At 72.6% G+C, this 21,903-nt stretch carries 26 protein-coding genes; 16 read left to right on the top strand and 10 right to left on the bottom strand.

The window, feature by feature from the left end:
• The first annotated feature begins 3 nt into the window (after positions 1 to 3).
• Genes AC068Z_RS39050 through AC068Z_RS39035 form a run of 4 tightly spaced genes read left to right on the top strand, consistent with a single transcriptional unit; the run spans position 4 to position 3,002 of the window.
• Positions 4 to 897, top strand: coding sequence for an NAD-dependent epimerase/dehydratase family protein (locus tag AC068Z_RS39050; RefSeq protein ID WP_478567378.1), 894 nt, complete (start codon positions 4 to 6; stop codon positions 895 to 897).
• Complete coding sequence (locus tag AC068Z_RS39045) at positions 894 to 1,556, top strand: spherulation-specific family 4 protein (protein ID WP_478567375.1); 663 nt, start codon at positions 894 to 896, stop codon at positions 1,554 to 1,556. Before AC068Z_RS39050 ends, AC068Z_RS39045 begins: the two co-directional genes overlap by 4 nt.
• On the top strand, positions 1,553 to 2,497 hold the full coding sequence (locus AC068Z_RS39040; protein ID WP_478567372.1) for an endo alpha-1,4 polygalactosaminidase: 945 nt from the start codon (positions 1,553 to 1,555) through the stop codon (positions 2,495 to 2,497). The genes AC068Z_RS39045 and AC068Z_RS39040 overlap by 4 nt, the downstream gene beginning before the upstream one ends.
• Before the next feature lie 28 nt (positions 2,498 to 2,525).
• A complete protein-coding gene (locus tag AC068Z_RS39035) occupies positions 2,526 to 3,002 on the top strand; it encodes a molybdenum cofactor biosysynthesis protein (protein WP_478567369.1) in 477 nt (158 codons plus the stop codon).
• 9 nt (positions 3,003 to 3,011) lie between these two features.
• Here the strand turns inward: AC068Z_RS39035 and AC068Z_RS39030 are convergent, their stop codons facing one another.
• The 8 genes from AC068Z_RS39030 to AC068Z_RS38995 all read right to left on the bottom strand — a co-directional run bounded on the left by AC068Z_RS39030 (position 3,012) and on the right by AC068Z_RS38995 (position 9,026).
• Entirely contained in the window at positions 3,012 to 4,394 is a 1,383-nt protein-coding gene (locus AC068Z_RS39030) for a glycoside hydrolase family 10 protein (protein WP_478567366.1), read from the bottom strand.
• A 178-nt stretch (positions 4,395 to 4,572) separates the two neighbouring features.
• Complete coding sequence (locus AC068Z_RS39025; protein WP_478567363.1) at positions 4,573 to 5,220, bottom strand: SRPBCC family protein; 648 nt, start codon at positions 5,218 to 5,220, stop codon at positions 4,573 to 4,575.
• Entirely contained in the window at positions 5,213 to 5,563 is a 351-nt protein-coding gene (locus AC068Z_RS39020) for an ArsR/SmtB family transcription factor (protein WP_478567360.1), read from the bottom strand. The genes AC068Z_RS39025 and AC068Z_RS39020 overlap by 8 nt, the downstream gene beginning before the upstream one ends.
• Before the next feature lie 76 nt (positions 5,564 to 5,639).
• Positions 5,640 to 6,152 (bottom strand): SAM-dependent methyltransferase, encoded by a 513-nt coding sequence (locus AC068Z_RS39015; RefSeq protein ID WP_478567357.1) that lies wholly within the window; start codon positions 6,150 to 6,152, stop codon positions 5,640 to 5,642.
• An 11-nt stretch (positions 6,153 to 6,163) separates the two neighbouring features.
• Complete coding sequence (locus AC068Z_RS39010) at positions 6,164 to 6,949, bottom strand: alpha/beta fold hydrolase (protein WP_478567354.1); 786 nt, start codon at positions 6,947 to 6,949, stop codon at positions 6,164 to 6,166.
• A 79-nt stretch (positions 6,950 to 7,028) separates the two neighbouring features.
• Positions 7,029 to 8,171, bottom strand: a complete 1,143-nt coding sequence (locus AC068Z_RS39005; protein ID WP_478567351.1) for an RNA polymerase sigma factor — start codon at positions 8,169 to 8,171, stop codon at positions 7,029 to 7,031.
• Positions 8,164 to 8,580, bottom strand: a complete 417-nt coding sequence (locus AC068Z_RS39000) for a YciI family protein (RefSeq protein ID WP_478567348.1) — start codon at positions 8,578 to 8,580, stop codon at positions 8,164 to 8,166. The genes AC068Z_RS39005 and AC068Z_RS39000 overlap by 8 nt, the downstream gene beginning before the upstream one ends.
• Before the next feature lie 209 nt (positions 8,581 to 8,789).
• Positions 8,790 to 9,026 (bottom strand): hypothetical protein, encoded by a 237-nt coding sequence (locus AC068Z_RS38995; RefSeq protein ID WP_478567345.1) that lies wholly within the window; start codon positions 9,024 to 9,026, stop codon positions 8,790 to 8,792.
• Between the two features lie 153 nt (positions 9,027 to 9,179).
• Between AC068Z_RS38995 and AC068Z_RS38990 the strand changes: the two genes are divergently transcribed.
• The 9 genes from AC068Z_RS38990 (at position 9,180) to AC068Z_RS38950 (ending at position 17,091) form a co-directional block, all read left to right on the top strand.
• The gene (locus AC068Z_RS38990) at positions 9,180 to 9,851 is read left to right on the top strand and encodes a TetR/AcrR family transcriptional regulator (RefSeq protein ID WP_478567342.1); all 672 of its coding nucleotides are present in this window, start codon (positions 9,180 to 9,182) and stop codon (positions 9,849 to 9,851) included.
• On the top strand, positions 9,848 to 10,627 hold the full coding sequence (locus AC068Z_RS38985) for an SDR family NAD(P)-dependent oxidoreductase (RefSeq protein WP_478567339.1): 780 nt from the start codon (positions 9,848 to 9,850) through the stop codon (positions 10,625 to 10,627). Before AC068Z_RS38990 ends, AC068Z_RS38985 begins: the two co-directional genes overlap by 4 nt.
• 41 nt (positions 10,628 to 10,668) lie before the next feature.
• Complete coding sequence (locus tag AC068Z_RS38980; protein ID WP_478567336.1) at positions 10,669 to 11,709, top strand: NAD(P)-dependent alcohol dehydrogenase; 1,041 nt, start codon at positions 10,669 to 10,671, stop codon at positions 11,707 to 11,709.
• Positions 11,710 to 11,901: 192 nt separating this feature from the next.
• Complete coding sequence (locus AC068Z_RS38975) at positions 11,902 to 13,266, top strand: ATP-binding protein (RefSeq protein WP_478567334.1); 1,365 nt, start codon at positions 11,902 to 11,904, stop codon at positions 13,264 to 13,266.
• Positions 13,263 to 13,685: a roadblock/LC7 domain-containing protein gene (locus tag AC068Z_RS38970; RefSeq protein WP_478567331.1), complete on the top strand. Its 423-nt coding sequence runs from the start codon at positions 13,263 to 13,265 to the stop codon at positions 13,683 to 13,685. Before AC068Z_RS38975 ends, AC068Z_RS38970 begins: the two co-directional genes overlap by 4 nt.
• Entirely contained in the window at positions 13,682 to 14,044 is a 363-nt protein-coding gene (locus tag AC068Z_RS38965; RefSeq protein WP_478567328.1) for a DUF742 domain-containing protein, read from the top strand. The genes AC068Z_RS38970 and AC068Z_RS38965 overlap by 4 nt, the downstream gene beginning before the upstream one ends.
• Complete coding sequence (locus AC068Z_RS38960; protein WP_478567325.1) at positions 14,016 to 14,624, top strand: GTP-binding protein; 609 nt, start codon at positions 14,016 to 14,018, stop codon at positions 14,622 to 14,624. The genes AC068Z_RS38965 and AC068Z_RS38960 overlap by 29 nt, the downstream gene beginning before the upstream one ends.
• Positions 14,621 to 15,859, top strand: a complete 1,239-nt coding sequence (locus AC068Z_RS38955) for a cytochrome P450 family protein (protein WP_478567322.1) — start codon at positions 14,621 to 14,623, stop codon at positions 15,857 to 15,859. The genes AC068Z_RS38960 and AC068Z_RS38955 overlap by 4 nt, the downstream gene beginning before the upstream one ends.
• Positions 15,856 to 17,091 carry a cytochrome P450 family protein gene (locus tag AC068Z_RS38950; protein WP_478567319.1) on the top strand — a complete coding sequence of 412 codons (1,236 nt, stop codon included), beginning with the start codon at positions 15,856 to 15,858 and terminating at the stop codon, positions 17,089 to 17,091. Before AC068Z_RS38955 ends, AC068Z_RS38950 begins: the two co-directional genes overlap by 4 nt.
• 130 nt (positions 17,092 to 17,221) lie before the next feature.
• Here the strand turns inward: AC068Z_RS38950 and AC068Z_RS38945 are convergent, their stop codons facing one another.
• Positions 17,222 to 18,712, bottom strand: coding sequence for a helix-turn-helix domain-containing protein (locus AC068Z_RS38945; RefSeq protein ID WP_478567316.1), 1,491 nt, complete (start codon positions 18,710 to 18,712; stop codon positions 17,222 to 17,224).
• 252 nt (positions 18,713 to 18,964) lie between these two features.
• Between AC068Z_RS38945 and AC068Z_RS38940 the strand changes: the two genes are divergently transcribed.
• From AC068Z_RS38940 to AC068Z_RS38930, 3 genes are all read left to right on the top strand, one after another.
• Positions 18,965 to 19,585 (top strand): L-threonylcarbamoyladenylate synthase, encoded by a 621-nt coding sequence (locus AC068Z_RS38940; RefSeq protein ID WP_478567313.1) that lies wholly within the window; start codon positions 18,965 to 18,967, stop codon positions 19,583 to 19,585.
• An 88-nt stretch (positions 19,586 to 19,673) separates the two neighbouring features.
• Positions 19,674 to 20,429, top strand: a complete 756-nt coding sequence (locus AC068Z_RS38935) for a dienelactone hydrolase family protein (protein ID WP_478567310.1) — start codon at positions 19,674 to 19,676, stop codon at positions 20,427 to 20,429.
• Positions 20,430 to 20,451: 22 nt separating this feature from the next.
• The gene (locus AC068Z_RS38930; RefSeq protein WP_478567307.1) at positions 20,452 to 21,231 is read left to right on the top strand and encodes an SDR family NAD(P)-dependent oxidoreductase; all 780 of its coding nucleotides are present in this window, start codon (positions 20,452 to 20,454) and stop codon (positions 21,229 to 21,231) included.
• Here the strand turns inward: AC068Z_RS38930 and AC068Z_RS38925 are convergent.
• Entirely contained in the window at positions 21,185 to 21,877 is a 693-nt protein-coding gene (locus AC068Z_RS38925; RefSeq protein WP_478567304.1) for an HAD-IA family hydrolase, read from the bottom strand. The two genes, AC068Z_RS38930 and AC068Z_RS38925, sit on opposite strands and share 47 nt — an antisense overlap.
• Between the last annotated feature and the right edge of the window lie 26 nt (positions 21,878 to 21,903).

Genomic DNA, 21,903 nt, shown 5'->3' with positions numbered 1-21,903 from the left:
CGTATGCGCATTCTCGTCCTGGGCTTCACCGGCTATCTGGGCGGCCACGTCGTCGAGCGACTGCGGGCCCTGCCGGGCACGCGGGTGCTCGGCGGCGGTCGCTCGCCGGACGCCGACCATCACATCGACCTCGCCACGGCCGACCCCGAACGGCTGGCGAAGACCCTGGCGTCGGCGGCTCCCGACGCCGTCGTCAACTGCGCCGGCGCCACCGCCGGTGACGCCGTCACCCTCGCCGAGGTCAACGCCCGCGGCCCCGCCGTCCTGTGCGCGGCGCTGCGGGAGGCGGCACCGGCGGCCCGTCTGATCCATCTGGGCTCGGCCGCCGAGTACGGCCCCGGAACCCCCGACGTCCCGGTCACCGAGTCGGCGCCGACCACCCCGGTCGGTCCCTACGGCGCGACCAAGCTCGCGGGCACGGTCGCGGTGACCGCCTCGGGGCTGGACGCCGTGGTCCTGCGCGTGGGCAACCCGGTGGGGCCGGGCGCCCCGGTGACCGGACTGCCCGGCCGGGTCGCCGCCCTGCTGCGCGAGGCGGGCGAGGACCCGGAGGCGGTGCTGCGGCTCGGGGACCTGTCGGCCTACCGCGACTTCGTCGACGTACGCGATCTGGCGCGGGCCGTGGAACTGGCGGTAGGGGCGAACGGGCCACTGCCGTCGGTGCTGAACATCGGCGGCGGGGCGGCCGTGCGGGTGCGCGAAGTCGTGGACCGACTGGCCGAGGCGGCCGGATTCCGCGGCCGTATCGAGGAGTCCGCCGCCAGCTCGGCACGTTCGGCACGCGTGTCGTGGCAGTGCTCGGACATCACGGCCGCGCACGACGCGCTCGGCTGGCGGCCGGCCCGCACCCTCGCGGAGTCGCTGGGCGCGCTGTGGGACGGCGGCAGAGCACCGTGAGTCTGCTGATTCCGCTCTACGTCCATCCCGCCGAGGACCCGGGCGCCTGGCACCGGCTGATCTCGGGCGCCGCCCGCACCTACGGGGTGATCCTCAACCCCGCGAGCGGACCCGGCCGGGAACCCGACCCCGCGTTCACCGCGGCGGCCCGGGCACTGCGCACGGCCGGGGCCCGGCTGCTCGGGTACGCGGACACGGCGTACGGGCGCCGGGATCCGGCCGAGGTCGTGGAGGACGTGCGCCGGCACCAGGAGTGGTACGCGGCCGACGGCTGCTTCCTGGACCGGGTGCCGGCGGAGCGGGCCGGACTCGCCGGGTGCCGCAAGCTGGTCCGCTCCGTCCGGCGGACCGGCGCCGGCACCGTGGTGCTCAATCCGGGCGTCCACCCGGCGCCGGGGTACACCCGGCTCGCCGATCTGACGGTCACCTTCGAGGGCCACTGGTCGACGTACGTCTCGGCGTTCAGCCGCCCGGACTGGACCGCGCGGCACCCGGCCGAACGGTTCTGCCATCTGGTGTACGGGGTGCCCGAGGCGCTCGTCCCGCTGGCCGTGCGGACGGCGCACGAGCGGGGGGCCGCGGTGTCGGGGCCGGTCACGGGGGAACAGCCCAATCCCTGGGCAGTACTGACGCCCGCGCTGACGGGGGTCGGGGGATGAGGAGGTTGCTCACGGCGCTCGTGGCCCTGGGGCTGCTGACCGGCTGCTCCGGCACGGCCGGCGACGCCACGGGCGGCGACGATTCGACGACCCGGCCCGCCGCGTCCGCAGGCACCACCCCCTCCGCGACCCCCACCGTCTCCGCGACCCCCACCGGCTCCGGGAGCCCGCCGAAATCCGCGAGCCCCACCGCCTCCGCGAGCCCGTCCACCCCCGCAAGTCCAACCGCCTCCGCCGCCCCCGCCCGCTGGAAGCCGCGCCCCGGTCTCGCCTGGCAGTGGCAGCTCGACGGCCGCGTCAACCCGTCCGTGGACGTGCCGGTCTACGACATCGACGGCTTCGAGAACTCCAAGGCGGACGTGGCCCGCCTGCACCGCGACGGACGCAAGGTGATCTGCTACGTCAACGTCGGCGCCTGGGAGGACTTCCGCCCCGACAAGGACGCCTTCCCCGCCTCGGTCCTCGGCCGCCCCAACGGCTGGCAGGGCGAGCGCTGGCTGGACATCCGCCGGCTGTCCGTCCTCCGGCCGATCATGGAACGCCGTTTCGACATGTGCCGCGACAAGGGCTTCGACGCGGTCGAGCCCGACCTGATGGAGGGATACGGCAACGACACCGGCTTCCCGCTCACCGCGCGCGACCAGCTCCGCTACAACCGCATGATCGCGGACATCGCCCACCGGCGGGGCCTGTCCGTGGGGCTCAAGAACGACCTGGCCCAGATCCCGCAGCTGGTGCGCCACTTCGACTTCGCCGTCAACGAGGAGTGCGCGCAGTACGACGAGTGCGAGGCCCTGAGGCCGTTCATCGCGGCGGGCAAGGCCGTGTTCCATGTGGAGTACGCCGTACCGACGGGCGCCTTCTGCGCCGACTCCCGGCGGCTGAAGCTGTCGTCGATGCGGAAGGAACTGGAGCTGGGGGTGTGGCGGGCGCCGTGCTGACCTGGGCGGTCGTCCGTAGGGTGAGGGCATGCGGATAGAGGTCGTGCAATTGCTGGTGTCCTCCGAGCACCGGCTGGCCGGGCGGCCCGCCGACGGGCTGCCGGTGGAGCGGGAGGGGGAGCTCGTGGAGCGGGCCGAGGTGCGCGCGGGGCTCGGTCTGGTCGGGGACCGGTACTTCGGGCAGCGGGCGCACCGGGATGCGTCGGTGACGCTGATGAGCGCCGAGAACCTGCCGGAGCCTGCGGTCGATCTGCGCAGCACTCGCCGCAATGTCCTGCTGCGGGGTGTCGACGTGGACTCCCTCGTCGGCTCGGTGCTCAGCCTGGACTGCGGTGAGGGGCCGGTGGCCTTCGCGGTGAACCGCCCGGCCCGGCCCTGCGCCTGGATGGACGTGACCATCGGGCCGGGCGCCCAGCGTGCGCTGCGCGGGAAGAGCGGTGTGCGATGCACCCCGCTGTCGGACGGGGTGCTCGCAGTCGGACCGGCGACGTTCCAGGTGCGGTGACGCGGGTCGTCAGGACGCGGTGCAGGAACCCAGCACCGGCGCCGCGCTGTTGCCGTTCTTCATGACGGTGAAGCCGAAGCTCGTCGACGCCCCGGCGGCGAGGCTGCCGTTGCCGTTCGGGCGCATCGTCATGACGTTGCCGGAACTGTCCCAGGTGGGCGTGCCGTTCCAGGTGGCGGAGATCTTCTGCGGGGAGGTGACGGTGACGGTGGTCGTCCAGCCGGTGATCGCCGAACTGCCCGCGGTGACGGTCACCCTGCCGTTGAAGCGGTCGCTCCACTCCTCCTGCTTGCTGTAGCTCACGGAGCAGGAAGCGGTTCCCCCGCCCCCGCCTCCGCCGGATCCCGATCCGCCGAGGGCGGTCAGTACGGCCGTGTAGGCGGGCTTCTTGGCGTAGTTGCCGTCGAAGAGCAGGGGCGTTCCGGAGGCGCGCCAGGAGTACTTGTCGGTGACGCCCCAGACGGTGATGCCGGTGCAGCGGCTCACCGCGAGACAAGCCCGCACCACGTTGCTGTAGCTGTTGGCCTGAGCGGTGCCGGAGCCCTCGATGTCGAGTTCGGTGATCTGGACGTCGACACCGAGGTCGGCGAAGCGCTGGAGGTTCGCCTGGTAGTCGGAGGGCACGGGCGAGGCGCTGTTGAAGTGGGACTGGAAGCCGACGCAGTCGATCGGCACGCCGCGCGCCTTGAAGTCGCGGACCATGTTGTAGACGGCATTGCTCTTCGCGTTGACGCCGTCGGTGTTGTAGTCGTTGTAGCAGAGCTTGGCGGCCGGGTCGGCGGCGCGGGCGGTGCGGAACGCCTCCTCGATGAAGCCGTTGCCGAGCTTGTCCTGGAAGGGCGAGCTGCGCCGGGCTCCGCTGGAGCCGTCCTGGAAGGCCTCGTTGACGACGTCCCAGGAGTGGATCTTGCCCTTCCAGTGGGTCATCACCTGGGTGATGTGGTTGTTCATCGCCGACCTCAGATCGGCGGCGGACAACGAGCCGACCCAGCCGGGCAGTTGGGAGTGCCAGACCAGGGTGTGGCCGCGGACCTTCATGCCCCGGCTCTGGGCGTGGTTGACGATCTGGTCGGCGGCGCCGTAGGTGAAGTTGCCGCGACTGGGCTCGACGGCGTCCCACTTCATCTCGTTCTCGGGGGTGGCCGAGTTGAACTCGGTGTTGAGCGTCGAGGCGTAGGCGGCTTCGCCGAGGTGGTTCGCGGCGACCGCGGTACCGAAGTAGCGGCCCTTCTCGGCCGCCGCCGCGCCGAGCGTGGACGCGGCCTGCGCCGGCGAGGTCAGGGCGGTGACGCCGGCGGTCGCGAGCAGGCCGGCGAGGCCGAGGATCAGGGCGGTGCGGGGGCGGCGGTGCGGACGTTCGGGGGCCTTGCGGATGGATGTGCGGGTAACCATCTCGTCCCCTTCCGGGCTCCGAAAGTTTCGGAATCATTTCCGAATTGCGTCGCAGACCATACGGGTGGACTGACGCACCGTCAACGCTTCGCGTGGCCACCTGTCACAGTTGACTCGCGACAGGCGGCCACACGCACCCATATCATCCAACGCCAGGAGCTTCGAAAGTTTCGACGCGTCAGGAAGGAGATTCGGCACCCGTGTAGAACGCGATGGTCGCCGCCGTGGTGGATGCGACGGCCTCCGGGTCCGCGCCCGAGGCGGTGTATGCCGCGCCCCACAGCTCGCCCGACCGGGTGTGGGCCGCCTTGCCCTCGTCGGACATCGCCCACTCCTGCGCCTTCTCCGGGCTGCTGAATCCGCCGCCCGCGAGATGCAGGCCGAGCCCGAGGAGGACCATGTCCCAGCCGACACCGGTGGCGCCGGGCCCGTACTGACCCCAGAACTCCTCCGGGACGACCGCCACATGCTCCAGTTCGAGGACCGTACGCTCCTCGCCTTCCGGAGTAAGGCGCAGGACGACCTCGCTGAAGCCCGGGTCGGGGCCGAACAGCCAGCTCACGCGCAGCAGGTTCGGCTCGTCGCACTGGAGGATCTCCCCTCCGGCCTGCCCTTGCAGCTGGTAGCGGCCGCCGACCTTGAACTCCCCGCTCACCGGCAGGAACCAGCGCGCGATGCGCTCCGGGGAGGTCACCGCGTCCCACACATCGGCGACGTCGGCGTCGTAGGACCGGCGCAGCAGTACGGTCCGGGCGTCTCCCGCCGCGACCCGCCTGGTGCCGACCTCGCGGTGCAGCCGGTTGATCTCGTCGACGAAGTCAGTCATCCCTGGTCCCTTCATTGAGTCGGCGCGCGCGTCTGCCGCGCGCCAGTTCCGTCCCGAGCGCGTCGAGCCGCTGTTCCCAGAAGCCCCGGAACCGTTCCAGCCAGTCGTCCACCTGGCGCAGCGGAGCGGCGTCGACGGCGTACAGCCGCCGGGTGCCCTCCGCGCGCACGGACGCGAAGCCGTTCTCCCGCAGCACTCTCAGGTGCTGGGACACGGCCGGCTGCGAGATCCCGAACTCCTCCTGGATGGCGGCACTGATCTCGCCCGATGCCCGCTCACCCGTGGCGAGCAGCTCCAATATCCGGCGCCTGACCGGATCCCCCAGAACATCGAAGGCGTGCACACGGCCGACTATGCCACTCCCCGCTTATATAAGGCAACTCTTAAATAGAGGCCCTGCGGAGATCCGGCCCTCGACGTCAGCGGCGGCCCACGATGCCCACGAGCGGCGCCGACCGGATCACCTCGGGGTTGAATCCGGCCATCTCGAAAGCGGCCGCCACCTTCGCGGCGACCTCCTCCTCGCGCTGCCCGGGGGTTTCGTAGAACGCGTACAGCGCGCCGCCGGGAGCCAGCAGGGCGGCCGCGAGGGCCAGTTCGGCGCCGGCCGGGCCGGTCCAGAAGAGGTTGACGTTGATGGCGAAGATCTTGTCGAAGCGCCGGCCGGACAGGCCCGCGGCCGACAGCTCCGGTGCGGTGAAGGAGACCTGGGCGAATGCGGCCCGCCCGGCCTCGACCTCGCCGGTATTGCGTCCGACGGCCCGTTCCACGGCGGTCGCCGAGCGGTCGACGGCCGTGATCGTGCCGGTCTCCAGGAGCGGGCAGACCAGCTGGACGGCGACTCCGCCGCCGCAGCCGATCTCCAGGAGGCGGTCGGCCGGGCGCACGTCGAGCAGGGCCACCGCCCGTGTGATGCGTTCCGGGACCGCCACGGGCGTACCTCTCAGACGGGTGTCGGCGCCGTCACGAAGGAGTCGATCGCCGCGGTGAGTTCCTTCGGCCGCTCCACGGGGAGTTCATGGCCTGCGTCGATGATGCGCACCACGGCGTCGGGGTACGCCTTCGCCATCCGCAGCATCTGGGTGACGGGCAGCTGGATGTCGTGGTAGCCGTGCACTATCAGGGTGGGCGTGCGGATCTCGCCGAGCCGGTCGAGGACGTCGAACGCGCGCATGGCGCCGTACAGCGTCATGACGACCTCGCGCGGGGTGCCCGCGGAGGCGCGGATGTACTCGCGGATCTCCTCCTTGGGGTGGCCGGGGGCGAAGGCACGCTGGATGTTGGCGGCCACGAAGAGCTTGAAGGGCGCCAGCGTCGAGGCGGCCATCAGCAGGCCACGGCCGCGGCTGTACGTCATCCTGCCGATGGAGTTGACCAGCACCAGCCGTTCGACCCGGCCGGGGTGGGCGAGGGTGACGGTCTGGGCGATCATGCCGCCCATCGAGTGGCCGACCAGGACGCACCGTTCGATCTCCAGGTGGTCCAGGAGCGCGAGGACGTCCGCGGCCAGCTCCTCGATCGTGCGCACGCCCGCCCCGCCGCTCTCGCCGTGTCCGCGCAGGTCGAGCCGGACCACCCGGCGCCGCTCGGCGAAGTGGGACATCTGGTGGTCCCAGCGGTGCCGGTTCGCCGTCCAGCCGTGGATGAACACCAGCGGCGCCTCGGCGCCGTCGCGGGGGCCCTCGTCGTCGTACGTCAGCGCTGCGCCCTCGACTTCGAGCTGCGGCATGAAGGCCTCCTGCGTGCGGTCCGGTTACTGGCCGGTACGGTAGCCGGTCACCGGGCTTCGCGTCACGGGTCCGCTGCCCTCAACGCCGCCGGGTGTTGAGCCGGGCCGCCTGCCGGGTCAGATGGTCGAGCTCGGCGAGGTTGGACGCCTTGCGGGCCGCCTCGGCGTACAGCCGTGCCGCCGTCGCCAGGTCGCCGTCGCGCTCGTGGAGGTAGGCGGCCACCGCGGTCCAGCGGGGCAGGGAGTCGTCCAGAGCCGCGAGTTCCGCGAGTCCGGCGCGCGGTCCGTCGGCCTCACCCACGGCCACCGCCCGGTTGAGGCGGACGACCGGACTGTCGGTCAGCCGGGCCAGTTCGTCGTACCACTCCACGATCTGCACCCAGTCGGTCTCCTCGGCGGTGGGCGCGTCGGCGTGCAGGGCGGCGATCGCCGCCTGGGCCTGGAACTCGCCCAGCCGGTCGCGGGCGAGGGCCGCCTGGAGGATCTCGACGCCCTCCGCGATCAGCTCGGTGTCCCAGCGGCCGCGGTCCTGCTCGGCGAGCGGGACCAGGCTGCCGTCGGGGGCGGTGCGGGCGGCGCGGCGCGCGTGGTGGAGCAGCATGAGGGCGAGCAGCCCGGACACCTCGGGGTGGTCGACGGCGCCCGCGAGCTGCCGGGTGAGCCGGATGGCCTCGGCGGCGAGGTCGACGTCGCCGGAGTAGCCCTCGTTGAACACCAGGTACAGCACGCGCAGCACGGTGGCGACGTCGCCCGGCTGGTCGAACCGTACGCCGGAGACGGTGCGCTTGGCCCGGCTGATGCGCTGCGCCATGGTCGCCTCGGGGACCAGGTAGGCCTGGGCGATCTGGCGTGTGGTGAGGCCGCCGACGGCGCGCAGGGTGAGCGCGACCGCGGAGGACGGGGTCAGCGAGGGGTGGGCGCACAGGAAGTAGAGCTGGAGCGTGTCGTCCGACGCGGGCGCCGGACCGGGCGCGGGTTCCTCGTCAACGCGGTCCTCACGGCGGCGGCGGGCGGTGTCGGCCCGGGTCGCGTCGAGGAACTTGCGCCAGGCGACGGTGACCAGCCAGCCCTTCGGATCCCGGGGCGGATCGTCGGACCAGCCGCGGACCGCCTCCACCAGCGCGTCCTGCACGGCGTCCTCGGCCGCCGCGAAGTCTGCTCCGCGGCGGACGAGGATCGCGAGCACGCTCGGGGTGAGGCTCCTCAGGAGGGCCTCATCCATGGCAGTCCGCGGTGGTGGGCGGCGCGGCCAGGAAGGGACGCAGCTCGAGCCACTCGTGGATCGGCTTGCCGCCCGCGCCGGGGGCGGCGGACAGCTCGCCGGCCAGCTCGACGGCGCGGTCGTAGCTGTCGACGTCGATCACCATCCAGCCGGCGATGAGGTCCTTGGTCTCGGCGAACGGGCCGTCGGTGACCGGGGGGCGCCCCTCGCCGTCGTAGCGGACCCAGGTGCCCTCGGGGGCGAGGGCCTGGCCGTCGACGAACTCGCCCGTCTTCTCCAGGCGCTGCGCGAAGTCCCGCATGTACTGGACGTGCGCCGAGATCTCCTCGGGCGTCCACTGCTCCATGGGGACGTCGTTGGCGGGGGCCGGGGCGCCGCGGTAGTGCTTCAGCAGCAAGTACTTGGCCATGGTGTGTCTCCCGGGTGCTGGTGCGACCCATTGTGGTCGCGTTCACCTCGGGGACGGAGCGGATCACGGGTTCTCGACATCGCCGCAGGAAGATTCTCGCCGGGAATCTCAGTGCGGCGCGTACGCCGCGAATCTCAGCGAGGCGCGTACCGAAGCCCGGACACCGCTTGCGGCGCGATGTCCGGGCAGGTCCGCGGGGCGGGTGCCGTTCAGCCGCCGCTGAGGCGGCTGCGGAGCAGTTCCTTTCCCAGTTCCGCGCCCTTGCGGCTGTCCGCCTGGGCCTTGCGGAACAGGTCCGCGACCTCGCTGTCCTTCTCGCGCTCCGCGTCCTGGATGTACGACTCCAGGCGCAGCGCGTTGTTGAGGCACGCCTCGACGTACCAGATCAGGTTGTAGTCCTTGTCCGCCGTGCCGGTCACACCGCCGGTCTCGGCACTGCTGGCCATGAGGGACTCCTTCCTCGGTCGGGCCGGTTCTCCCGGCCCCTCTGTGGGTGCGGGCCGAGTACCCGGCGTGGTCGTGGCCAGTCCGCACAGAACCAGACATGTCTCGTCGGGACACATGTCCCATTGGGACATCACGGGTGTACCGTAGAAAGCATGAAGGCGACACAGCCCCCCGAGGACCGTCGGCAGCGCAAGGCGCGGCAGACCCGCAACGCGCTCGCCGCGGCCGCCCTGGATCTGATCCTGGAGCGCGGTCTGGCCGGTACGACGGTGGAGGAGATCGCCGAGCGCGCGGACGTCACGCGCCGCACCTTCAGCCGGCACTTCACCGGCAAGGAGGACGCGGCCCTGGACTTCGTCCGCGGTGACGGCGACCGGATCAACGCCCTGCTGCGCACCCGCCCGGCCGCGGAACCGCCTCTGCTGGCCTACCGGCTCGCGGTGCGCGCCTGGCTCGCCGACCAGGAGAACCCGGCCTGGCATGTGCGCCCTCGGATGCGGGAGCTGCTGGCCCTGGTGGACCGGGAGCCCGCTCTGTTCGCCGCCTACGAACGCATCCGGGTCGACGCCCAGGAGGAGTCGATCCGGATCGTCGCCGACCGGCTCGGCACCGACGACGTCCGGGACGTGCGCCCGGCCGTCGTGGTCGACGCCGCCGCCGGTGTCCTCACCGCCGCCCTGCGCAACTGGGCGCGGCGCGGCGACGACCCGGAATCGGGAGCCGCAGACCTCGCCGCCCTGGTGGAGCAGGCCTACGACGCCCTCACCTCGCAGGCCGCGGCCGCGGTCTCGCACAGCACCACCGAAAGGCCCACAGCACCATGAGCACCTCTCCCCTCACCGACTACTCCGCCGAGTTCGCCGGCCGGACCGCCCTGGTCACCGGTGCCGCCTCCGGTATCGGTCTGGCGACCGCCCGCCGCCTCGGGGCCGGCGGCGCGCGGGTCGTCATCGCCGACTTCAACGCCGAGGGTGCCGAGAAGGCCGCCGCCGAACTGGCCGCCGAGGGGATCACGGCCGCGGCCGTGGAACTGGACGTCACGCGTCCGGAGTCCGTCGAGGCGGCCGTGCGGTTCACCGTGGACACCTTCGGCGGCCTGGACCTGGCCGTGAACAACGCCGGTATCGGCGGCCCGAGCGCGCCGACCGGCGAGTACGACATCGCCGCCTACGACCGCGTGGTGCGCACCAACCTCGACGGCGTCTTCTACTCGATGCGCCACGAGCTGCCCGCCATCGAGGCCGGCGGCAAGGGCGGCGCGATCGTCAACGTGGCCTCGATCCTCGGTTCGGTCGCCTTCGCCGGCTCCCCCGCCTACGTCGCCGCCAAGCACGGCGTGGTCGGCCTGACCAAGGCCACCGCCGCCGAGTACGCCGCCAAGGGCATCCGCGTCAACGCCGTGGGTCCCGGCTTCATCGACACCCCGCTGCTGAAGACCATGGACCAGGACGCCTACGCCGGCCTCGTCGCCCTGCACCCCGCCGGCCGCCTCGGCCGCCCCGAGGAGGTCGCCGAGCTGATCGCCTTCCTGTTGTCCGGGCGCGCCTCCTTCGTCCACGGCAGCTACCACCTCGTGGACGGCGCCTACACCGCCGTCTGACCACACCCCCGCACGAACCCATCGGACGAAGGAGTCCGGCCATGAAGGCACTGCAGTACCGCACCATCGGCGCCCCGCCCGAGGTGGTGACCGTCCCCGATCCCGAACCCGGCCCCGGGCAGGTCCTGTTGAAGGTCACCGCCGCCGGTGTGTGCCATTCCGACATCGCGGTGATGAGCTGGCCCGCCGAAGGCTTCCCGTACGCGCTTCCGCTCACCCTCGGCCACGAAGGCGTCGGCACGGTCGCCGCGGTGGGCGCGGGCGTGACCGGCGTACGCGAGGGCGAGTCGGTGGCGGTGTACGGGCCCTGGGGCTGCGGCACCTGCGCCAAGTGCGCCGAGGGCAAGGAGAACTACTGCCTGCGCGCCCAGGAGCTGAACATCTTCCCGCCCGGGCTCGGTGCGCCGGGCTCGATGGCCGAGTACATGCTCGTCGACGATCCGCGCCACCTGGTGCCGCTGGACGGTCTCGACCCGGTGCTCGCGGTCCCGCTCACCGACGCGGGCCTGACGCCCTATCACGCGATCAAGCGCGCGCTGCCCAAGCTGGTGCCGGGATCGACCGCGGTGGTCATCGGCACCGGCGGGCTCGGCCATGTCGCGATCCAGCTGCTGCGCGCGCTCACTCCCGCCCGGGTGATCGCCCTGGACGTCAGCGCGGACAAGCTGCGCCTCGCGCGGGAGGTCGGCGCCCATGAGGCGGTGCTCTCCGACGAGCGGGCCGCGGGTGCGGTACGGGAGCTGACCGGCGGGGTGGGCGCCGAGGCGGTGTTCGACTTCGTCGGGGCTCAGCCGACGGTCACCACCGCGGGGGCCGTGGCGGCGGTCGAGGGCGAGGTCGTCATCGTCGGCATCGGCGGCGGGGCGCTGCCGGTGGGGTTCGGGCAGCTGCCGTTCGAGGTGTCGGTGAGCGCGCCGTACTGGGGCAGCCGCAGCGAGCTGGTGGAGGTGCTGGCGCTGGCCCGGTCCGGGGCGGTGTCGGTGCACACGGAGACCTTCTCGCTGGACGAGGCTCCGCTCGCCTACGAGCGACTGCACGCGGGGAAGATCAACGGGCGTGCGGTGATCCTCCCGAACGGCTGACTTCTGGTCAACTCGCCGCAGCCGTACGGCAATTCAGACACTTAACGCAGAAGTGAACAGAGAGTGGGCGGATTCGGAGCGAAGTACCTCCGGACCGTGCGAGCGCGGTCGATGACGGTGTGTACTGTGCTGCGAGCGCCTCGTGAGGGGATCTCGCACTCACCCCTGCCCACTTCTCTGGATACCGATTCGATGATCGAATTACCGGACCTGGCCGTCGGCGGCCTCGCCGTCGGCACACTGTCCGCGCTCGCCCTCGGCGGCGGGCTGTTCCGGTCGCGACGGCAACGGGCCGCGCAGCGCGACGAGATCGCCGCGCTGCGCGCCCATCTCGACGGCGTGGTGCAGACGTTCGCCGCCGAGATCGAGCATCTGGCCGCCAAGCGCGTCCCCGCCGCCGCCCGCCGGCTCGCGCACCCGCACGTCGCGGTGCCGGGCCCGCTCCAGCTCCGGGCCGCCGGGTCCTCGCTCGGGGTCGCGATGGAGAACGTCCTCGACCAGCTGCGCGTCGAACTCACCGCGCAGCACCTGCGGGTCGACGCCGCCGCCCAGGCCGGAATGCGCGGCGCCACCCGGGAGATCCAGGCCGCGCTCTACCGGCTCCAGGACGCCCTGCGCGGCCTCCAGCAGCGCTACGACGACCCCGAGTTGACGCAGACCCTGTTCGAACTGGACCACGAGAACGAGCAGTCGCTGCGGCGCGCCCAGGTCGCCGCGGTGGTGTGCGGGGCCTGGGTGGGCCTCGCCCGTGAGGAGTCCCACCTCGTCGACGCGGTGACCGGCGGCCAGGCCCGGCTCGCCGGGTATCACCGGGTCCGGGTGCACAACCACTGCCGGCCGGGTACCGCCCTGGTCTCGCACGCCGTCGAGCCGGTCGCGATCATCGTCGCCGAGCTGCTGGACAACGCGCTGCGGCACTCCGCCCCCGACACGGACGTCGTGGTCAACCTCGAGCATGTCCACCACGGCGTCTGCGTCACCGTCGACGACGCGGGCCTCGGCATGACGCAGGACGAACGCGAGCGCGCCCAGCGGATGGTGGCCGGTTCCGAGCCGATCCTCCTCACCGACCTCGGCGATCCGCCGCGGATGGGCCTCGCCGCGATCGGGCAGCTGACCCGGCAGTTCGACCTGACCGTGGACCTGTCCTCGCCGTCGCCCTACGGCGGTGTCCGGGCGGTCCTGCGCGTCGACAGCCATCTGCTGACCCGGATCGACCCCGAGGAACAGCCGCCGGCCGCCAGCGCCCCGCGCCCGACCCGCCGGGCGACCGCCGAGGAGCCGCCCACCCCCGCTCCCGGCGCCGGGCACGACTACGTGCCCGAGCCGGACGACGCCACGCCCGCCTCCGGGCACGCCGACGGGCTGCCGCAGCGCCGGCGCCGTACCCGAGCGGCCGCCGCCGACCCCGCCGTACCCGGACAGCGTCCGCCCGCACGGCGTCCGGAGGAGGCCGCCGCCGCGCTCGGCGGGCTCCAGGCCGCCACCGCCGCGGCCCGCGCCACCGCCGGTGAGAACACCGACGACGACCACCACGAAGGGGGAACGGCCCGATGACCGGCCGCGAAGCAGGAGACACGGCGTGGGTTCTGGAACCGATCCTGCAGGTGCCGCACGTCGTGGCCGCCGTGCTGCTCACCCGGGACGGACTGGTCACCGGGTACACCGACGCGCTCACCCAGCCCTCGGCGGAGCGGGTGGCCGCGATCACCAGCACCGTGCAGGGAGCCTGCCGTACCGCCGCGGCCGCCTTCGCGGACCGGGAGCGGGCCGAGGTGCGGCAGGTCGTCATCGAGTCCGACCACGGGTATGTGCTGATCGTGCCGACCGACCACGGCACCTGTGTGGCCGCCTACGGCGACGGCGAAGTGCGCCTCGACCTGCTCGCGCACCGGGTGCACTCGCAGGTGGCGCGGCTCGGTGAGAAGGCGATGGCCGCCGCGCCCCGAGGAGGCGACTCAGGCGCGCCGGCATGACCGGCCGCCCGGGCGGCCGTCCGCTGGTCCCGGCGTATCTGTCGACCGGCGGCGTGGCCCGGCCCAGCCGCCCCCACCTGGAGCGGCTCTCGGTGCTCTCCGGCAGCGACGAGCCCGTCCCGGCGGGGCTGCCCGCCGCCGAACTCGCCCTGCTGGACGCCCTGGAGGGCGGCTCCCTGACGGTGGTGGAGGCGGCGGCGCACCTGCGGCTGCCGGTCTCCGCCGTACGGGTCCTGGCCGGCGCCCTGCTCGACCGGAAGCTGGTCCTCGTCCGCGCCCCCATCCCGCCCGCCGAACGCTTCGACCCCGACTTGCTGAAGAGAGTGGCCGATGGCCTTCGCGCCCTCAAGCACGACTAGCTCCATCCATCTGCCGGACACGGCCCGCGACCTGGTGAAGATCCTCGTCGCGGGTCCGTTCGGGGTGGGCAAGACCACGCTGATCGACTCCGTGTCCGAGATCCGGCCGCTGCACACCGAGGAACGGCTCAGCGAGGCGTCCGCCCCGGTGGACGACCTCGCCGGGGTGCGGGACAAGGCGACGACCACGGTCGCCATCGACTTCGGGCGGATCAGCCTGAACGACACAATCGTGCTCTACCTGTTCGGCACACCCGGTCAGGAACGGTTCCGCTCGCTGTGGGACGACATCGCCTATGGGGCGCTCGGCGCGCTGGTCCTGGTCGACAGCCGCCGCATCGACGCCTCCTTCGACGTGCTCGGCCTGGTGGAGGAGAGCGGACTGCCCTACGCCGTCGCCTTCAACGCCTTCCCCGACGCGCCGAGCCACTACAGCGAGGAACAGTTGCGTGCCGCGCTGGACCTGGAGCCGGGCACACCGATGGTGACCTGCGACGCGCGGGACGCGAACTCCTCGATCGACGCCCTGCTCGCCCTGGTCCAGCACCTGATCGACCACCACCCTCCGGAGAACCGGTGACCGCCTACCCCGCTGCCCAGCAGACCTTCTCCCGCTCCGCGCCGGTCCGGCTGTGGGAGGACGGCTTCGCGCTGGACCCCTACCGCTACTACGCCGACCTGCGCGCCCAAGGCCCGGTCGGCTGGGCCGAGTTGGCGCCGGGCGTACCCGCGTACGTCGTCACCGACCGGCGGGCGGCGCTGGACCTGCTGCGCGACACCGACACCTTCTCGCACGACCCGCGCCCGTGGGAGGCGACGGTCGCCGACGACTCGCCGGTGCTCGGCATGATGCGCTGGCGGCCCAACACCCTGTTCGCCGACGGCGCCGCGCACGTCCGCTACCGGACCACCCTGATCGACGCCTTCGACCGGGTCGAGCCGCACGACCTGCGCGCCCGCGTGCACCGCGCGGTACGGCTGCTGGTGGGCAGGATCGGACCGCGCGGACAGGCCGATCTGGTGGGCGGGTTCGCCCGGCCGCTGATGGCGCTGGTCTTCAATGACCTGTTCGGACTGCCCGACAGCGCGAGCGACCGCCTCAACACGGCGCTGGGCAAGATGATGGAGGGCGGCGCCGAAGCGGCCGAGGGCGAGGCCGAGTTCGGCGGTTATGTGCTGGAGCTGATCGCCGCCAAGGCCGAGCGGCGCGGCGAGGACCTGCCGAGCTGGCTGCTGGACCACCCGGCCGGGCTCACCCCGGAGGAGGTCACCTGGCAGGTGTTCCTCACCCTCGGCGCGGGGCACGAACCGACCGCGAACCTGGTCTCGAACGCCCTGTCCCGCATCCTCGGCAACCCCTCCTACTACTCCACGCTCACCAGCGGGGCGCGCCCGGTGATGGACGCCGTCGTCGAGGTGCTGCACCACGAGACACCGCTCGCGAACTACGGCATCCACTACGCGCGCCGGCCGGTGACCTTCCACGGCGCGTGGATCAGGGCCGCGGTACCGGTCGTCATCTCCTACGGCGCCCTCGCGCACGCCGCGGAGCAGGACGACGACGGCCGCCGCCGCCCCGGGGACGCCTCGCACCTGTCCTGGTCGGCGGGCCCGCACGCCTGCCCGGTCAAACAGCACACGCTGCTCATCGCGACCGAGGCGATCGAGCGGCTCACCCAGTGGCTGCCCGACCTCGAACCCGTCCTGCCCCGCGAGCGCCTGACCTGGCGGCCGGGCCCCTTCCACCGTTCGCTGACCTCCCTTCCCGTGCGGTTCAGCCCCCGCTCCCCCGATCTGCCTGGAGGCCCGTCGTGACCGTCACCGACCGCACCGAACGCTTCGCCCTCGACCCGTTCGGCTCCGACATCGCCGCCGAATCGGCCCGGCTGCGCGCCCTCGGCCCGATCGTCCCCGTCGACCTGCCCGGCGGCATCCCCGCCTGGGCACCCACCGGCTACGACACCCTCAAGGAACTGATCCTCGACCCGCGGGTCAGCAAGGACCCCCGCCAGCACTGGCGACTGTGGCCCGAGATCGGCGAACACCCCTCCTGGGGCTGGATCCTGGGCTGGGTCGGCGTGGTCAACATGCTCTCCACCTACGGCCCCGACCACGCGCGGCTGCGCAAGCTGGTGGCGCCCAGCTTCACCCAGCGGCGCACCGAGGCGATGCGCGCCCGGGTCGAGGCCATCACCGCGGAACTGCTGGACGAGGTCGCCGAGTCGGACGACGCCGTCCTCGACATCAAGGCCGCGCTCGCCCACCCCCTGCCGCTGCGGTTCATCTGCGAACTCTTCGGCGTGCCCGACGAGCTGGTGGCCGACACCACCCGGCTGATCGCGGCCATCATGGACACCTCCGACCCCTCCCCCGAGCACGCCGCCTCCGTGCAGCGGCAGATCGGCACCGTGCTGCCCGCGCTGATCGCCCACCGCACCGAACACCCCGGGGACGATCTGACGACCGAGCTGATCCGGGTGCGCGACGAGGACGGCGACCGGCTCAGCGACGAGGAACTGCTGTACACCCTGCTGCTGGTGATCGGCGCCGGGTTCGAGACGACGGTGAACCTCATCGGCAACGCGGTCGTGGCGCTGCTCGGCGACCCCGAGCAGCTGGCGGCCGTACGGTCCGGGGAGATCGGCTGGGACGCGGTGGTCGACGAGACCCTGCGGGTCCACCCGTCCATCGCCTCGCTGCCGCTGCGGTTCGCGGTGACCGACGTGGAGGTCGGGGGCGTCACCATCCCGGCCGGGGACGCCATCATCACGACGTACGCCGCCGCGGGCCTGGACCCCGCGCACTACGGGCCGGACGCGGACGTTTTCGACGCCCGGCGCGGAGCCGACGACCACATGGCGTTCGGGATCGGCGTGCACCGGTGCATCGGCGCCCCGCTGGCCCGGGTCGAGGCGCTGACCGCGCTGCCGGCCCTGTTCCAGCGGTTCCCCGAGATGCGGCTCGCGGTCGCCGCGGACGAGCTGGAGCAGGTGCCGTCTTTCATCGCCTTCGGCTGGCGGAAGATCCCGGTCGTCCTGGGCGGCTGAGCCGTCCGCATCGGGACGCGGAGGCCGACCGGTCCCCCGTTCCGGTCGCGCCTCCGCGGCTCGTCGAACTTACGCGGAGGGCGAGGGGCTTGGGAACCGTGCCGATGCCCAGCCGCGGGGCGTTCGGGGCTCACCTGTGCACAAGTGAGTCCGGTTCGCCCCGCTTCACTCCGGGCAGGACGGGCTGGTCGAGGTCCCCGGCCGCCAGATGAGCGAGCACCACCTCGTACAGATCGCCGCCCCCGGCGAGGAGCTGCCGCTCCAGGACCGGCTCAGCGGCGCGGACGTGCTCGCGCACGGTCTGGGCGTGCACGCCCAGGCTCTGCGCGGCGCGTTCGGCGTTGCCGCCGACCGCGATCCAGGTGCGCAGCGTGCGGCGCAGGTCGCGGGCGTCGGCGTCCAGCCGGACCAGCAGGTCGTTCGCCCACGCCCGCAGCGCGGGCCCGCTCAGCAGCGTGCCGAGGTCGGCGGGCACGGCGGACCGGTGGCCCAGGTCGTGCTCCAGGCTCTCCTGGGTGTTGAGCGCGAGATGGACCACGGCACGAGCCGTGAGGTCGGCGAGATCGGTGCCCAGCAGGGCCTCCACCCGCTCCATCCGGGCCCGGACCGTGTTGCGGCTGACGCCGAGGACCTTCGCCGCGCTGACGGCGGTGAACTCCAGGCCCAGACGTGTCGTGGCCAGCAGTTCCGCGCGGGTGTGATGGGACAGGCCGTCCAGAGGACGCAGCACCCGGTCCGTCCAGCCGTGCAGCGCGGCGGGCTCCATCATGCGCTCGGGGTGGGTCCGCTCGGCGTACACCGCCGCCTGGTCCGGCCTGAAGCGCGCCAGGGCCAGCGCGCTGACCGCCTGTCCGTAGGCGGTGGCGGTCCTGGCCAGGTTCTGCCGGGCGCTGCCGCCGAGGTAGACACGCGGGTGGGACCCGATCAGGGAGCGCAGCGCCCCGGCCACGCTGTCGCGGGGCGTCACCACGATGACGTGCCCGTCCATCGCCGGGCAGCGCACGACCAGCGCCTGCTCCCCGGTCACGTCCCGGCACTCCTCGGCGAGCCGGTCGCGCTCCTCCGGATGGCTCTCCACGACATAGACGCAGGTGGTGTCCGTGTCCAGCAGTCCCGGCCACAGGCCCGCGGCGACCCGGCGGGCGGCGACGGTGTCCTCCACCATCAGCAGCTGCAGGATGGCGAGTCGCAGGTCGGAGGTGGCCCGCTCCAGGCGGCGCCCGGCGAAGGCCGACTCCTCGGCCCTGAGCAGCACTTCGAGCACCTGGACGGTGTGCGTGACGATCTCCGAAGCGCGCCGGTCGAAGGCCTCCGTACGCGACACGGCCAGCACACCCGCCCGCGCCGTCACCCGCACCAGCCGCAGATGCCGGCCCGGCCCCTCCCACGCGGCGGAGGCGATCCGGCCCGTCGCGATGTCCCCGAGCAGCTCCGCGAACGGCCCGCTGTCCAGGGGCGTGCCGGCACGCACGGTACCGCTGTCGTCCTGCAGACAGGCCGTACCGCCCACGGCGTCGCCGAGCCACTCGACGACCCGCCGGACCCGCTGCGCGCCCGGCCGCAGCAGTTCCAGCAGCTCCCGCTCCCACGCCCGCCCTTCGGCACCCTCTTGGCCAGCCACCTTCGGCCTTCCTCACCCTTCGTCCCGTTCTCGACCTACCGGTCCGGGACGTTACCGCACACCGGCCGGCCCGGCAGCCGACGCTCACAGCGAGGACGAGTGCCCAGCACACCGGGCTTCAGGCACCTCTGGTACGGACCGTGAGTCCCGGGGCTCCCTGGTATGAGGCTCAAGCCCGGTGGGAGACCCGAGCCGGTCACCGACGGGCCTGCCGTGCGTCGCGCGCGGGCTCGCAGGGCATACGCTCGGCGGATGGCGAAGTACTTCGATGTGCACCCCGACAACCCTCAGCCGCGTGTCGTCTCCCAGGTCGCCGACAGCGTCCGCGCCGACGCGCTGATCGCGTACCCGACCGACTCCTGCTACGCCCTGGGCTGCCGGCTCGGCAGCAAGGACGGGATGGAGCGGATCCGGGCCATCCGCCGTCTCGACGACCGGCACCACTTCACCCTCGTGTGCCAGGACTTCGCGCAGCTTGGGCAGTTCGTGCGGGTGGACAACGACGTGTTCCGCGCGATCAAGGCCTCCACGCCGGGCGGTTACACCTTCATCCTGCCCGCCACGCGGGAGGTCCCGCGCATGCTCCAGCACCCCAAGAAGAAGACCGTGGGCGTGCGCATCCCCGACCACATCGTCACCCAGGCGCTCCTCGCCGAGCTGGGCGAACCCCTGCTGTCCAGCACCCTGCTGCTGCCCGACGAGGACGAACCGATGACGCAGGGCTGGGAGATCAAGGACCGCCTCGACCATGTGCTGGACGCGGTCGTCGACTCCGGGGAGTGCGGCACCGAGCCCACCACGGTCATCGACTTCTCCGGCGGCGAGGCCGAGATCGTGCGGCACGGCGCCGGGGACACCGCGCGCTTCGAGTGAAGTGCGCGGGGGCCGGCCGAAGGGGCAACGGCGACGCGTGCCACGATGGCCGTCGCCGAACTCCCCCCACAGAGAGGCGAATCCCCCCATGACCGCCGTACAGGGAACGTCCGTCGACATCGTCACCGCGGACGGCACCGCCGACGCCTATCTGACCCACCCCGGTGACGGAGCCCCGCGTCCCGGGGTCCTGCTGTACATGGACGCGTTCGGAATCCGGCCGCGGCTGCGGGCCATGGCCGACCGGATCGCCGAGGCGGGTCACACCGTCCTGGTGCCGAACGTGTTCTACCGTCACGGGCGCACCCCGGTGGTCGACCTGCCCGAGTTCATCGACCCCTCGGCCCGGCCGGACATCTTCGAGCGGCTCGGGCCGATGATCCACTCTCTGACGCCGGAGCCCGCCATGCGGGACGCTGGCGCCTGGCTGGACTGGCTGGCGGCCAGCCCCCTCGTCGCCGACGGTCCGGTCGCGACGACCGGGTACTGCATGGGCGCCCGGCTCTCCCTGCTGACGGCCGGCACCTATCCGGAGCGGGTCGCGGCGGCGGCCGGATTCCACGGCGGGCGGCTGGCCACCGAGACCCCGGACAGCCCGCACCTGGTCGCCGAACGCATCACCGCGGAACTGTACTTCGGCCACGCCGACCAGGATCCGTCGCTGCCCGTGGAGCAGATCGAGCGGCTGGAGAAAGCGCTGAAGGCGGCGGGCGTACGGCACCGCTGCGAGGTCTACCCGGGCGCGCATCACGGCTTCACCCAGGCCGACACCGCCGCGTACGACAAGGATGCGGACGAGCGGCACTGGGCCGCGCTGCTGGATCTTCTCGAGCGCACGCTCTGATCCGATGATCTAGGGTGCGGCCATGACTTCGCAGGCCTATCTCTCCGAACTGTTCTCCCTCGACGGCAAGGTCGCCCTGGTGACCGGCGGCAGCTCCGGCATCGGGCGGGCCATCGCCGGGGCGCTCGCCCGGGCCGGGGCGAGTGTCGTGGTGGTGGCCCGCAAGGAGGCGGAACTGGCCGCGACGGTGGAGGAGTTGACGGCCGAGGGCTGCCGGGCCGCCTGGGTGAGCTCCGATCTGAGCACGCGTGAGGGCGTGCGGGCGGGGGCCGAGTCGGCGGCCGAGGTGTTCGGGGAGCCCGACATCCTCGTCAACTGCGCCGGGATCAACCTGCGGCCGCCGATGGGCGAACTGGACGAGGACGTCTGGGACGCGACGATGGCGGTGAACCTGGAGGCGCCCTATCTGCTGGGCCGTCGGTTCGGGCCGGGGATGGCCGAGCGCGGCTTCGGGCGGATCATCCACATCACCTCTCAGCAGGCGCATCGCGCCTTCGTGCAGAGCGGCGCCTACGGCGTCTCCAAGGGCGCGCTGGAGTCGCTGGCCCGGTCGCAGGCGGAGGCCTGGTCGCCGTACGGCGTCACCTGCAACACGCTGGTCCCGGGGTTCGTGCTGACACCGCTCAACCAGCGGCTGCAGAACGACCCCGAGAAGGTGACGGCGCTCGCCGCCCGCACGATGGTCGGCCGCAACGGTCTGGCCGAGGACTTCGCGGGGGCGGCGGTCTTCCTCGCGAGCGGTGCCTCCGCGTATGTCACCGGCCAGGCTCTCTTCGTGGACGGCGGGTTCTCCGTGCACTGATCCGGCCGGCGATCACGGCCGCCAGCTCGTCGTGGCCGCTGAAGACGTGCCCGTGCATGCCGGTGGCCTGCGCGGCCCGTACGTTCTCCGCTCGGTCGTCGACGAAGAGGAAGTCGGACGGGGCGGCCCGCAGGGCGGTGGCGCAGTGCCAGAAGGCCGCCGGATCGGGCTTCGCCACTTTGATCCTCCCCGAGAAGGCGACGTGGTCCAGACGGTTCAGCCACGGCTGCGCGGCGAGGAAGGCATCGGCGTGGTCCGCCGGGATGTTGGACAGGAGGGCCACCTCGGCGACGTCGCGCAGGGAGTTGACGTAGGCGACCATCCGGTCGTCGACGCGCGACCAGCTGTCGATGTCGGTGCGGCGCAGCTCCTCGATCGTGTCGGCGTCGGCTTCGGCTTCGACTCCGGCTCCGGCTTGGGTTTCGACTCCGGCTCCGGCTGACAGCCGGTGCAGTACGGCGGTCCAGTACTCGGGCGCGGTCTGGCGTCCCGCGTCGTAGGGCGGGCGGCAGGCCCAGTAGGCCGTGGTGAAGGCGTCGGTGGGGGTGTGGCAGAGGGCGGCCATCTCGGCCAGGGCGCCCGGGCGTTGGTGGTGGGCGATGACCCCGAAGAGGTCGAACAGGACGATGTTCCGGTCGCTGGGCACGGCGCTGGTTCCTCCGGTTCCCTAGG

Source organism: Streptomyces sp. NPDC043726, assembly GCF_056436565.1.
This window is presented reverse-complemented; position numbering and strand designations above follow the sequence as displayed.